We start from the raw sequence: 12,192 nt of genomic DNA, 5'->3' as shown, positions 1-12,192 counted from the left end.
CGGCGGCCGCTCCCTACCCCAGCCTCTCCCGGAAGAAGCGGGCGATCCAGTCGGCGACCCGCGCAGCGTGGATCGGCTTCTCCAGGCTCGCCAACGCCTCGTCGACCCGCGCGTCGCCGATCCGCTCGCGCCGGACCTCATAGAGATCGCGGCAATAGGCCGCCGGCATCTCGGGGTGGCTTTGCAGGGAGGCGACGTTGGGGAGGATTTGCAGCATGGCGTAGGGGCAGAAGTCGTTCGACGCCAGCACGGCGGCGCCCGGCGGCGGCGCGGTCACCTGATCCTGGTGGGAGACCAGCGTGCTCAGCGTCTCGCCCGGCTTTGCGTCGGTCATCCAGGAGGCGGTTTCGGCGACGGCGTAATCATGGACGCCGACGCCCCAGCCCTGCTCGGCCTTTTGGACCTTGCCGCCCATCACCTCGGCGACAAGCTGATGGCCGAAGCAAATTCCGAAGACCGGCTGGCCGCGGTCGATCGCTTCGCGCACCCGCTTCTTGAGCGCGCCGATCCAGGGATCCGGATCGTAGACCGAGTAGGCGCTGCCGGTGATCAGCCAGCCGTCCGCCTCGTCGAGCGATCGGGGCAGGTGGCCGTCGATCGCCGCGAAGTCGACGAACTCAGCCTCCGGCAGGGCGCCGGCCAGCAGGTCGCGGAACATGGCGCGGTAGTCGCCGTAGGCGTCGATCAGGCCCGCCGGCGGGCGGCCGGCCTCCAGGATGCCGATCTTCATCAGCCCAGACGCTCCGCGACCAGCGCCTTCAAATCGGCGTCGGGGCGCGCGCCATAGTGGCTGACCACCTCCGCCGCCGCGATCGAGGCGATGCGCCCCGCCTTCGCTAGGTCGTATCCCTGCGTGTAGCCGAAAAGGAATCCGGCGGCGTAGAGGTCGCCCGCGCCGGTGGTGTCGACCAGCTTGTCCACCGGCTCGGCGTCGACCACATGCACCTCGTCGCCCGACAGGATCACGGAGCCCTTCTCAGAGCGGGTCAGGCAGGCGATCTTGCAATGGCCGCGCACCTGCTGCAGCGCCGCGTCGAAGCTCTCCGCCTGGTAGAGGCTTTTGATCTCGTCCTCATTGGCGAACAGGATGTCGACATGGTCCTCGACCAGCGCGCGGAAGGCCTCGCGGTGACGGTCGACGCAAAAGCCGTCGGACAGCGTCAGCGACACCTCGCGCCCCGCCGCATGGGCGAGATCGGCGGCCTTGATGAAAGCCCGCTTCGCGTCGTCGCGGTCGAACAGATAGCCTTCGAGATAGGTGACCTTCGCCGCCTCGATCGCCGCCTTCTCGATATCGGCGGCGGTCAGCGCGTTGGCCGCGCCGAGATAGGTCACCATCGTGCGCTGCGCGTCCGGCGACACCAGGACGAGGCATTTGCCGGTCGGATCGGCGTCGGCCGAGGGCGCCGTCTCGAAGGCGACGCCAAGCGCCGACAGGTCATGACGAAAGACTTGTCCGAAGGCGTCGTCGCGCACCTTGCCGATATAGGCGCCGCGCCCGCCGAGCGCCGCAAGCCCGGCCATCGTATTGCCGCACGAGCCGCCCGAGCGCTCCGTCGAGGGTCCGAGCTTGGCGTAGAGCGCGTCCGACTGGTCGGCCTCCACCAGCACCATTCCGCCTTTCGGCAGGCTCTCGCCCTCGAGGAACCGATCCTCCACCGACACCAGCACGTCGACCAGCGCGTTGCCGATCCCGATCACGTCGTAGCGCGTCTCCGCCATGAGCTCCCCTCGCCCGTCCGTTCGATGAGTGACGGCGCGCGCCTGAGCGGCCGCGCCCTTGATCGCGCCGGTTCTATAGCGCGGCCGGGCGGGTGCGGCAATCGGCGGGCCGGCCTTGCGGGCGGGGATCGGCGCGGCTAAGTGTGGAGCGCCATGTTCAACGCACTCAGCAAAGCCCTCGCCCAGCTCTCCGACCCGCGCTTCAAGCGGGTGATCCTGATCGGGATCGGCGGCTCGATCGTCGTCTTCATCGCGCTCGGCGTCGCGCTGTGGGCGGCGCTGGACCTCGTGCCCTGGACCCAGATCCCCTTCGTGGGCGAGTGGATCGCCGATGCGGACGAGATCTTCTCGGTCCTCGGCGGGATCGGGCTCGCCGGCCTGATCGGGATTTTGACCTATTTCCTGTTCCCGCCGGTGATGACGGCGATCGTCGGGATATTTCTGGAGGACATCTGCGAAGCGGTCGAAGGGAAGCACTATCAAAATCTGCCCGAGGCGCGCGGGCAGAGCGTGACCGAGGCGGTCTTCTCCGGGATCCGCTTCCTCGGCATCGTGGTGCTGGTGAACCTGATCGCCTTTCCGGTCTATATCACGCTGCTGATCGTTCTCGGCGCGGGCGCCTTTCTCTATTACGGCGTGAACGGCTATCTGGTGGGGCGCGAATTCTATGAAGTGGTGGCGCTGCGCCGTCTGTCGCCCAAACGCGCGGAGGAGCTGCGCCGCCGGCACAAGGGGCGGATTACGCTGTTCGGCGTCCTGTTCGTCTTCCTGATGACGGTCCCGATCCTGAACCTGATCGCGCCGGTGCTGGCCGCCGCCGCCATGGTGCATTTCTTCGAAGGTCTGCCCGCGCGCAAGGACTTCCCAGACGATCCGCCGCCCGCCTCCGGCGGCTCCGCGGTGCAGACGGCGTGAGCGCGCGCGCGCGGGCGGCGGCCGTGGGCGCGATGGTCGCGCTGGCCGGATTGACGCTCGCCGGCTGCGCGGCGGACGGCGGCGGGCCGCCGGCTGAAGACCGCAGCGCGCTCGCGGCCGACGCGCCCGCGGGGGCGGCCAGCCGTCAGGCCTTGGCCCCGATCGCCGACCCGGCCCGCGATCGCGATCGTGCGGCGCGATTGGCCGCGCTGCCGACAATCTCCGACGATCCTGATCAGTTCCTCGGCCTCGACGCGCTGGAGGCCGCGCGCCGGCTCGGCGCGCCGCAGCTCGTTCGCCGCGACGGGACGGCCGAGGTGTGGGTGTTCCAAGGAACGGGCTGCACGCTGGACGTCTTCCTGTACGCCGGCGGCGCGGACGCCGACGAGGCGACGCTCGCCGTGCGCCATGTCGAACTGCGCAGCCCCGCGCAGACGCAGGCCGAGCGCCGCGCCTGCCTTAGGCGCCTGCTGGAGAACGAGGCCTTGCGCCGCCAGGGGGCGACATCCTGAACCCGCGCCGCGAATCCGTCGCGTCCCGCCGTCTGATCTTTTAAGAGGAAGACCCCGAAAGCAGAACGGCGGCCGCCGGATTTGGGGGGAGGGGGAGTCCGACGGCCGCCTGTCTGCTGCGACGATCGTTTCCGATCGCCTCGGGACCCTGGGGGGAGCCCCGATGAGAGGGGAGGTCTCAGCACCCCTCTATGTAAGGGGCGCAAGAGTTCGCGCTAGAGGCGCAATTTGGGCATTTTCGGGGCAGGTCATTCGCGGCGGAGGCGGGCGGCGCGAGCGAGCGGCGGCGCGAGCGAGCGGCGGCGCCGACGCCGCTCAACTCTCGAAGTCGCGCGCGTCCTCGATCACCTTGCCGTCGTCGGGGAGCGACCCCGGGGCGCAGGGCTCGATCGTCGCCTTCAGCTTGAAGACGCTTTGCGCGGTCTCGGCCAGCGTCGCGGGGTCGAGGTCCTGGGCGGTCTCGACCTTCACGGTCATGACGTCGTGCTTGTTCTTGTCGCTGGTCACGACCACGCGGGTCTTGGCGATTTCCGGGTGGCGTTTGGCGAAGGCGGCGACCTGTTCGGGCCGCACGAACATGCCGCGGATCTTGGTGGTCTGGTCGGCGCGGCCCATCCAGCCCTTGATGCGCGGCGCGGTGCGCCCGCACGGGCTTGCGCCGGCCAAGATCGCGGAGAGATCGCCGGTGGCGAAGCGGATCAGCGGATAGTCGCGGTTGGCGAGCAGCGTCACCAGCACTTCGCCGACCGCGCCCTCCTCGACCGGATCGCCCGTGCCGGGGGTGACGATCTCGACCACGACATGCTCGTCGCAGATCATGCCCTCCATCGCCTGGCTCTCATAGGCGACCATGCCGAGATCGGCGGTGCCGTAGCATTGGCGGGTGTGGACGCCGCGGGCTTCATACTCCTCGCGCATCGAGGGGAAGAGCGGGCCGGCCGCGACCATCGCCTTTTCGAGGCCGAGCGGGGTTCCCAGCGCGTCCGCCTTCTCCAGCAGGATTTTGACGAAGTCCGGCGTGCCGGAATAGGCGTTGATCTTGTAAAAGTCGGCCGCCTGGACCTGGCCCTCGGTGTTGCCGACGCCGCCGGGCAGCACGGGGATCCCCAGCGCATGGGCGGCGCTCTCGAACATATGGCCGGCCGGCGTCAGATGATAGCTGAAGCAGTTGATCACCCGGTCGCCCTTGCGGAAGCCGGCGGCGTAAAAGGCGCGCGCGAAGCGCCACCAGTCGCGCCCGAAGCCCTCCGGATCGGCGATCGGCCCGGGGGAGAGGAAGAGGCGGGCCAGATCCTCCGGCGCGCTCGCGGCCAACCCGCCATAGGGCGGCGCCTCGGCCTGGCGGGCCATCAGGTCGCTCTTGCGGGTGACGGGCAGGTCTTTCAGGCCGCCGAGCGTGATCTCGCCCGCGTCGACGCCGTCGAGCGTCTCCTTCCAATAGGCCGCGTTCGCCTTGGCGTTGGCGATCTGCTCGCGCAGGGCCTGGGTCTGGGCGACCGTGCGCTCGTCGGCGCTGCGGGTCTCGAGTTCGTCGTAGAAGTCGGCCTCGCTCATCGGGGCGCCTCTCTCGAAATCGGGGGGTTCGGGCGGTGCGCCGACCTCAGAGCCAGCGCTTGCGCCGCTTGTAGTGCTTCACCTGGCGGAAGTTCTTGCGGCCTTCGGTCGAGAGGCCGAGGTAGAACTCCTTCACGTCCTCGTTCGCCAGCAGCGCGTCGGCCGCGCCGTCCATCACCACGCGCCCGCTCTCCAGGATGTAGCCGTAGTCGGCGTAGCGCAGCGCGACGTTGGTGTTCTGCTCGGCCAGCAGGATGGTGACGCCCTCCTCCTGGTTCAGCTTCTTCACGATCTCGAAGATCTGCTCGACCAGCTGCGGGGCGAGACCCATCGAGGGTTCGTCCAGCAGAATGATCTTGGGGCGCGCCATCAACGCGCGGCCGATCGCGCACATCTGCTGCTCGCCGCCGGACGTATAGCCCGCTTGGCTGCGGCGGCGCTCCTTCAGGCGCGGGAAATACTCGTAGACCATCTCCAGGTCCTGCTTCACCTCCGCGCCGCCCCCGCGGGTGTAAGCGCCGGTCAGCAGGTTCTCCTCGATGGTCAGATGTTCGAAGCAGTGGCGGCCCTCCATCACCTGGACGCAGCCGCGCTTGACCAGATCGTTGGCGGAGAGGCCCTGGACCTGTTCGCCCGCCAGTTCGATCCAGCCTTTGGTGACCTCGCCCCGCTCGGCCTTGAGCAGGTTCGAGATCGCCTTCAGCGTCGTCGTCTTGCCGGCGCCGTTGGCGCCCAGCAGGGCGACGATCTTGCCCTTCGGCACCGTCAGGGAGACCCCTTTGAGCACCAGGATCACGTGGTCGTAGACGACCTCCACATTGTTGACGCTGAGCAGCGTCTCCCCGCGCTCTCCTTCGAAGGCGGGGGCGGCGGCGTCTCGATCCACGGTCTCGGCGCTCATCGGGATCTCCCTTTCGGCTTCTATCGATGCGTCAGGTCGGACGACGGATCAGGTCGTGCAGTCGCGGGGCTCGATGCCCTGCTCCTGCCCGTACTGGGCCGCCTCCTGCTCGACCAACGGGCGGGTCAGCTCCTTCATGGCCGGGACCCAGTCGGTGACGAGCTCGTACTCGGAGCCGTTCCACTGCTGAATCAGGACGGCCGGATTTTCGCCCTCATGGTTGGCGCAGGTGATCTGCGTCGGCGGCACCAGACCGGTGACGCCGAGATCGGCGATGTCCTGCGGGGTGAGCGTGAGCTGCTCGAGCGCCCACTGCATCTGCTCGCCGGTGATCACCTCGCCCTCGCCGAACTCGGCCTGGGCGGCGCGGATCGCCTCGACGGCGACGATCGCGTTGTTGAGCCCGCGGTTGTAGAGCACGCGGCCCATCTGATCGCCCTTACCGGCGGCCAGACCCTTATCGTAGACGTGGGTCTTGAGGTCGGCGTAGACCGGATAGTCGTCGCCCGGCCCGTGGAAGCTCGCGGCCTTGTAGCCGGTCGCCGCCTCGCCCGCGGCCTCGACCGCGTCCTCGCCGGCCGACCACCAGTTGCCGATGAACTTGTCCATCGGGAAGTTGATGTTGGCGGCCTCCTGCACGGCGGTGCCGTTCATCGCGCCCCAGCCCCACATCACGATGTAGTCCGGACGCTGACGGCGGATCTGCAGGAAGATCGACTTCTGCTCCGTCATCGAGGCCGGCGGCACCGGGTAGGGGGTGTAGGTGAAGCCGAACTCCGAGACCATGACGTCGAGGGTCGGGATCGGCTCCTTGCCGTAGGGGTGGTCGAGATGGATGTAGGCGATGTCGAGCCCGTCGAGCTTGTCCAGCCCGCCCTCCAGGTTGGCGATATGCTGCATGATCGCCGTCGCCTGGTTCCAGTAGGTCGAGGGGAAGTTGAAGACGTACGGGAAGTAGCGCCCGTCCGCCGCCGAGGTGCGGCCGTAGCCCATCGACAGGATCGGAATCTTGTCCTGCGTCGCCTTTTCGATCAGCGCGTAGGTGATGCCGGTCGACCAGGGGCTGTAGAAGGTGGCGCCCGACCCCTCGTTCTTGGTGCGGTCATAGCATTCGACGCCGCGGTCGGTGCTGTAGCCGGTTTCGCACTCGACGACTTCGAGCTTGACGCCGTTGATCCCGCCGTCGCGCTCGTTGATCAGCGTGAAGTAGTCGGCGAAGCCGTCGGCGAGCGAAATGCCGCCCGGCGCGAACGGGCCGGTGCGATAGACGAGCGACGGGATGACCTGCGTCTCCTGCGCCCCCGCGGGCTTCGGCTCGGCGACGAACGCGCCCGTCGCCATCACCGCCCCCGCGGCCAGGCCCAGCAGGGCCTTCCGGGTTATGTTCATGATACCTGTCTCCCACATGGTTGACGTTTTCTCCACTTGGTTCTCCCGCCGCCCCGCGGGCGCATCCCCCGGCGCGACAGGCCTTCGTCGGGCCTCCTTATGGTTGGAGGCTTGACGCTTGCGGCGGGCGTCCCGGGCGCCGGTTGCTCCGGCTTGCGGTCGCCCGGGCCTTAGGCCCTCCGATCCCGCGGAAAGCTTAGTGCGGGAACGGCCACAATCTCAATTTCTCCTTCGCGATCTGCCACAATCGGGCGAGCCCGTGCGGCTCCACGATCAGGAAGAAGATGATCGCCGCGCCGAACACCATGAACTCCAGGTGGCTGACCACATCGGTGGCCAGCGTCAGCCCGAACCAGGCCGGCACGTTGTTGAGCACGATCGGCAGCAGGAAGATGAAGGCCGCGCCGAAGAAAGAGCCGAGGATCGAGCCCAATCCGCCGACGATCACCATGAACAGCACCTGGAAGGAGCGGTCGATGTCGAAGGCGGTCGGCTCCACCGTGTTGATGTAGCAGAACGACCAGAGCGCGCCGGCGACGCCGCAATAGAAGCTGGAGATCGCGAAGGCGGAGAGCTTGGTCTGCAGCGGCCGGATGCCGATCAGCTCGGCCGCGATGTCCATGTCGCGGATCGCCATCCAGGAGCGCCCGATGCGCGAACGCACCAGATTGCGCGCCAACAGCGCCAGCACGATCACGAAGACCAGCACGAAGACGTACTTCGCCTCCGGGCTCGCCTGAGCGCCGGTGACGTAGACGCCGAAAATCGTCTCGGACGGGGCCGAGGGGACGCCGGAGATCGAGTTGTTGACGAACCACGGCACCTTCTGGAACAGCCAGCTCAGGAAGAACTGCGCGGCCAGCGTGGCGACCGCCAGATAGAAGCCCTTGATGCGCAAGGAGGGCAGGCCGAAGACCACGCCGATAGCGGCCGCGAACAGCCCGCCGCCCAGGATCGGCGCCCAGACCGGCAGAAAGTCCGGCATGTTGGTCGCGATCTTGTAAGACATGTAGGCGCCGGCCGCCATGAACCCGCCGGTGCCCAGCGACAGCTGACCGCAATAGCCGGTCAGGATGTTGAGGCCGATCGCCGCGATCGACAGGATCAACACCGGCAGCAGGATCGATTCCAACCAGTACTGGCTGCCGATCATCGGCACCACGATCAGCGCGAACAGCGCGACCGCGATGACGAACCACTTGTCCATCGGGATCGGCAGCAGCTGCTGATCGGCGGCGTAGGTGGTTTTGAATTGCCCGGCTTCGCGGTAGAACATCGCCCTAATTCCTCTTCAAAACCGCCTGGTTACACGCGTTCGATGATCTTCTCGCCGAACAGCCCCTGGGGCCGGAAGACGAGGAAGGCCATCGCGACGATGTAAGCGAACCATTCTTCGATCGCGCCGCCGACCATCTGGCCGAAATAGACCTCGGCCAGCTTCTCGCCGGCCCCGATGATCAGCCCGCCGATGATCGCGCCCGGGATCGAGGTGAAGCCGCCCAGGATCAGCACCGGCAACGCCTTCAGCGCCAGAATGGCGAGCGAGAACTGCACGCCCAGCTTCGAGCCCCACATGATGCCCGCGACCAGCGCGACGAAACCGGCGACCGACCAGACGATCACCCAGATCGTGTTCAGCGGAATGCCGACCGACATCGCCGCCTGGTGATCGTCCGCCACCGCGCGCAGCGCCCGGCCGATGCGGGTGTAGGTGAAGAACAGCGCCAGCACGGCGACCAGCACCGTCGCCACCGCGGCGGCGAACAGATCCGCTTCCTGGATCATCGCGTCGCCCATGAAGACCGCGCCTTCCGGGATTCCGACGTCGAGCGGCTTGATGCTGGAACCCCAGATCAGTTCGCCGAAGCCCTCCAGGAAGATCGCGATGCCGATCGTCGCCATGAACAGCGAGATGTGCGGCTGGTTGACCAGCGGGCGCAGCACCACGCGCTCCACCGTGAAGGCCAATGCGACCATCACGAGCATGGTCAGGATGAAGCTGGCCCAGGCCGGCACGCCGAGCCCGATGAAGCCGACGAAGTTCAGCGCCGCGAACAGCACCATCACGCCCTGGGAGAAGTTGAACACGCTGGACGCCTTGAAGATCAGCACGAAGCCGAGCGCCACCAGCGCGTACATCACGCCGCTCATCAAGCCGCCGATCAGCACTTCGAAGAAGAACCAGAGCTCGAACGGATCGATCCCGACCAGGCCTGCGATCGCTTCCATACCTAACCGCCCCCGCTTAGTCGTGCGCGACGCCGAGATAGGCGTCGATCACGGCTTGATTGTTGCGCACCTCGTCCGGCGTGCCGTCGGCCAGCTTCGAGCCGTAGTCGAGGACCACGACCCGATCCGACAGATCCATGACCACGCCCATGTCGTGTTCGATCAGCGCGATGGTGGTGCCGAAATGCTCGTTCACATCGATGATGAAGCGCGACATGTCCTCTTTCTCCTCGAGGTTCATGCCCGCCATCGGTTCGTCCAGCAGCAGGAGCGTCGGCTCCGCGGCCAGCGCCCGGCCCAGTTCGACCCGCTTCTGCAGCCCGTAGGGCAGCCGTCCGACCGGCGTCTTGCGCACCGCCTGGATCTCCAGGAAGTCGATCACCCGTTCGACATATTCGCGGTGTTCGATCTCCTCCGAACGGCCGCGTCCGAAATAGAAGGCCTGCTCGATCAGGCTCGCCTTCTGCTTCAGGATGCGGCCCGTCATGATGTTGTCGAGGGTCGACATGCCCTTGAACAGCGCGATGTTCTGGAAGGTCCTCGCGATGCCGTTGGAGGCCGCGTGATGCGGGCGCATGGGGCTGTAGGTCTTGCCCATGAACCAGATCCCGCCTTCCTGCGGCTGATAGAAGCCGTTGATGACGTTCAGCATCGACGACTTGCCGGCGCCGTTGGGCCCGATGATCGAGCGCACTTCGCCCCTGCGGATGTCGAAGGAGATGTCGGAGAGCGCCTTCACCCCGCCGAAGCGCAGCGTGATGTTCTCGGCGCGCAGGATGACCTCGCCGATGCGGTTTTGCTTGCCGACGGTCGGCGCCGCCGCCTGCGCGTCTTGGGCCTCCGCCGGTTGGGCCGCGCTGTCGTTCATCGTGATCGCCTCCCCAGGGCTTCTTTCTTTTCGGTCAACGCCGTCGCGCGCCCGTTATTCGGCCGCCGCAGCCCGTTCGCCGGAATGGCCGGCGGACTCGAAGGTCTCGACGTCGTAGATCGCGCAGTCCGCCTCCAACACGCCTTTGCGCCCGTCCTCGAAGGTGATCTCGGACGAGATCGAGGCGGTCTTGGCGCTCGGGTCGTAGAGCGCGTCGATCAGCGGCTTGTACTTCTCGGCGATGAAGCTGCGGCGCACCTTGCTGGTGCGGGTCAACTCGCCGTCGTCGGCGTCCAGCATCTTGGGCAGCAGAATGAAGCGCTTGATCTGCGAGCCGGCGACCATCTCCTCCTTCGAGAGGTCGCGGTTCACCTGCGCCACATGCGCCTGGACGATGTCGTAGACCTCCTTGCGCGAGGACAGGTCCTGATAGGAGGCGTAGGAGAGGTTGTTCCGCTCGGCCCAGTTCCCGACCGCTTCGAGGTCGATGTTGATGAACGCCGCGCAGTAGTCGCGCTCGTGCCCGAAGGCCACCGCCTCCTTGATGTTGGGGAAGAACTTCAGCTTGTTCTCGATGTATTTCGGCGCGAACAGGCCGCCGTGGTTCAGCTTCCCCACATCCTTCGCCCGGTCGATGATGTGCAGGTGGCCCGCGTCGTCCACGAAGCCCGCGTCGCCGGTCAGCACGAAGCCGTCCTCGGTCTTGGTCTTCTCGGTCGCCTCGGGATTCTTGAAATACTCCATGAAGACGCCGGGGCTGCGGAACAGCACCTCGCCATCCTCGGCGATCTTGATCTCGACGCCCGGCGCGGGCGTGCCGACCGTGTCGTCATAGACCTCGCCGTCCGGCTGGATGGTGACGAACACCGCCGCCTCGGTGGAGCCGTAGAGCTGCTTCAAATTGATCCCGATCGAGCGATAGAAGTCGAAGATGTCGGGCCCGATCGCCTCGCCGGCGGTGTAGCCGATGCGCACCCGCGTCAGACCCAGCACGTTCTTCAACGGCCCGTAGATCAGAAGCTCGCCCAGCCCGTATTTCAGCTTGTCCGCGAAAGGAACCGGCCGGCCGTTCAGGATGTCGATCCCGACGCGCTTCGCGTGACCGATGAAGTAGTGGAAGATCTTGCGCTTCAGGGCGCTGGCGTCCTCCATCTTGATCATCACCGTGGTCAGCAGATTCTCGAACATCCGCGGCGGGGCGAAGAAGTAGCTCGGCCCCAGTTCGCGCAGGTCGGTCAGCACCGTGTCCGAGCTTTCCGGGCAGGCGACGCAGAAGCCGCAGACGTAGGATTGCGCGTAAGAGAAGATGTGATCGCCGATCCAGGCCATCGGCAGGTAGGCGAGACACTCGTCGGTCTCCCGCAAGCCCTCGAAGCTGGCCCCGGCGTAGGCCGCCTTCATCACATTGTCGAAGCTGAGCACGACCCCCTTCGGATTGCCTGTGGTGCCGGAGGTGTAGGGGATGATGGAGGCGTCGGAACCCTTGCTCTTGTCGATCTCGGCGTCGATGAAGCCGGGCTCGGCCTTCAGCTTCTCCGCGCCGCGCGCGACCACCTCCTCGTAGGCGTGCAGAAAGTCGTGGCTGTAGTCGCGCACGCCGCGCTCGTCGTCATAGACGATGGTCTGCAGCATCGGCAGCCGGTCCTTGATCGAGAGCAGCTTGTCGACCTGCTCCTGATCCTCGACCACCGCGAAGCGCACCTCGGCGTGCTCCAGCGGGAAGTGGATCTCGGCCGCGACGGAATCCTGGTAGACCGGCACCGGCACCGCGCCCAGCGTCTGCGCCATGCACATGGTCCAATAGAGCCGCGGGCGGTTGTCGCCGATGATCGCCACCCGGTCGCCGCGCGCCAGGCCCAGCGCGCTCATGCCGGCGGCGTAGCGGTCGATCTCCGCCTTGACCTCCGACCAGCTCCAGGACTGCCAGATGCCGAGATCCTTCTCGCGCATCGCCGGCCGGTCGCCCCACTTCTGCGCGTTGTAGCGCAGCAGCTTGGGAAAGGTGTCGTGCTGGTCGATGTCCGGCAGGTGCGCCGCGCGCGGCATTTCAGCCGCGCCGTATAGCGTCGACGCGCTCATCGTTCCGTCGCCTCCCTAGGCCC

11 protein-coding genes are annotated in these 12,192 nt (G+C 66.9%); 2 read left to right on the top strand and 9 right to left on the bottom strand.

Features of this window, described 5'->3' with window-relative positions:
- Window positions 1–13: 13 nt before the first annotated feature.
- Together RIB45_RS17600 and RIB45_RS17595 are read right to left on the bottom strand one after the other, a co-directional pair.
- On the bottom strand, window positions 14–730 hold the full coding sequence (locus RIB45_RS17600) for a glutamine amidotransferase-related protein (protein WP_350051874.1): 717 nt from the start codon (window positions 728–730) through the stop codon (window positions 14–16).
- Window positions 730–1,722 carry an adenosine kinase gene (locus tag RIB45_RS17595; protein ID WP_350051873.1) on the bottom strand — a complete coding sequence of 331 codons (993 nt, stop codon included), beginning with the start codon at window positions 1,720–1,722 and terminating at the stop codon, window positions 730–732. Before RIB45_RS17595 ends, RIB45_RS17600 begins: the two co-directional genes overlap by 1 nt.
- A gap of 153 nt (window positions 1,723–1,875) precedes the next feature.
- On the opposite strand from RIB45_RS17595, the gene RIB45_RS17590 reads away from it, so the two are divergent.
- Together RIB45_RS17590 and RIB45_RS17585 are read left to right on the top strand one after the other, a co-directional pair.
- Window positions 1,876–2,637 (top strand): EI24 domain-containing protein, encoded by a 762-nt coding sequence (locus RIB45_RS17590; RefSeq protein ID WP_350051872.1) that lies wholly within the window; start codon window positions 1,876–1,878, stop codon window positions 2,635–2,637.
- Window positions 2,634–3,149: a hypothetical protein gene (locus tag RIB45_RS17585; protein WP_350051871.1), complete on the top strand. Its 516-nt coding sequence runs from the start codon at window positions 2,634–2,636 to the stop codon at window positions 3,147–3,149. The genes RIB45_RS17590 and RIB45_RS17585 overlap by 4 nt, the downstream gene beginning before the upstream one ends.
- Window positions 3,150–3,464: 315 nt before the next feature.
- Here the strand turns inward: RIB45_RS17585 and RIB45_RS17580 are convergent, their stop codons facing one another.
- From RIB45_RS17580 to RIB45_RS17550, 7 genes are all read right to left on the bottom strand, one after another.
- Window positions 3,465–4,703, bottom strand: coding sequence for a phenylacetate--CoA ligase family protein (locus RIB45_RS17580; protein WP_350051870.1), 1,239 nt, complete (start codon window positions 4,701–4,703; stop codon window positions 3,465–3,467).
- A 46-nt stretch (window positions 4,704–4,749) separates the two neighbouring features.
- Window positions 4,750–5,604, bottom strand: a complete 855-nt coding sequence (locus RIB45_RS17575) for an ABC transporter ATP-binding protein (protein ID WP_350051869.1) — start codon at window positions 5,602–5,604, stop codon at window positions 4,750–4,752.
- 48 nt (window positions 5,605–5,652) lie between these two features.
- Window positions 5,653–6,993 carry an ABC transporter substrate-binding protein gene (locus tag RIB45_RS17570; protein WP_350051868.1) on the bottom strand — a complete coding sequence of 447 codons (1,341 nt, stop codon included), beginning with the start codon at window positions 6,991–6,993 and terminating at the stop codon, window positions 5,653–5,655.
- 196 nt (window positions 6,994–7,189) lie between these two features.
- Window positions 7,190–8,269 (bottom strand): branched-chain amino acid ABC transporter permease, encoded by a 1,080-nt coding sequence (locus RIB45_RS17565; protein WP_350051867.1) that lies wholly within the window; start codon window positions 8,267–8,269, stop codon window positions 7,190–7,192.
- 29 nt (window positions 8,270–8,298) lie between these two features.
- Entirely contained in the window at window positions 8,299–9,222 is a 924-nt protein-coding gene (locus RIB45_RS17560) for a branched-chain amino acid ABC transporter permease (protein ID WP_350051865.1), read from the bottom strand.
- Window positions 9,223–9,238: 16 nt separating this feature from the next.
- Window positions 9,239–10,090 (bottom strand): ABC transporter ATP-binding protein, encoded by an 852-nt coding sequence (locus tag RIB45_RS17555; protein WP_350051864.1) that lies wholly within the window; start codon window positions 10,088–10,090, stop codon window positions 9,239–9,241.
- Window positions 10,091–10,144: 54 nt separating this feature from the next.
- A complete protein-coding gene (locus RIB45_RS17550; RefSeq protein WP_350051863.1) occupies window positions 10,145–12,169 on the bottom strand; it encodes an AMP-dependent synthetase/ligase in 2,025 nt (674 codons plus the stop codon).
- Between the last annotated feature and the right edge of the window lie 23 nt (window positions 12,170–12,192).

This window comes from Marivibrio sp. (assembly GCF_040218065.1).
Classification (GTDB): Bacteria; Pseudomonadota; Alphaproteobacteria; order UBA8366; family Aestuariispiraceae; genus Marivibrio.
The sequence above is the reverse complement of the archived record's forward strand: the minus strand, read 5'-3'. Positions and strand labels throughout refer to the sequence as shown.

Excerpts from the sequence above, each read along its gene's own strand:
- RIB45_RS17590 (WP_350051872.1), top strand. The coding sequence starts at position 1,876 with ATGTTCAACGCACTCAGCAAAGCCCTCGCCCAGCTCTCCGACCCGCGC.
- RIB45_RS17570 (WP_350051868.1), bottom strand. The coding sequence starts at position 6,993 with ATGAACATAACCCGGAAGGCCCTGCTGGGCCTGGCCGCGGGGGCGGTG.
- RIB45_RS17555 (WP_350051864.1), bottom strand. The coding sequence starts at position 10,090 with ATGAACGACAGCGCGGCCCAACCGGCGGAGGCCCAAGACGCGCAGGCG.
- RIB45_RS17575 (WP_350051869.1), bottom strand. The coding sequence starts at position 5,604 with ATGAGCGCCGAGACCGTGGATCGAGACGCCGCCGCCCCCGCCTTCGAA.
- RIB45_RS17580 (WP_350051870.1), bottom strand. The coding sequence starts at position 4,703 with ATGAGCGAGGCCGACTTCTACGACGAACTCGAGACCCGCAGCGCCGAC.
- RIB45_RS17560 (WP_350051865.1), bottom strand. The coding sequence starts at position 9,222 with ATGGAAGCGATCGCAGGCCTGGTCGGGATCGATCCGTTCGAGCTCTGG.
- RIB45_RS17565 (WP_350051867.1), bottom strand. The coding sequence starts at position 8,269 with ATGTTCTACCGCGAAGCCGGGCAATTCAAAACCACCTACGCCGCCGAT.
- RIB45_RS17595 (WP_350051873.1), bottom strand. The coding sequence starts at position 1,722 with ATGGCGGAGACGCGCTACGACGTGATCGGGATCGGCAACGCGCTGGTC.
- RIB45_RS17550 (WP_350051863.1), bottom strand. The coding sequence starts at position 12,169 with ATGAGCGCGTCGACGCTATACGGCGCGGCTGAAATGCCGCGCGCGGCG.
- RIB45_RS17600 (WP_350051874.1), bottom strand. The coding sequence starts at position 730 with ATGAAGATCGGCATCCTGGAGGCCGGCCGCCCGCCGGCGGGCCTGATC.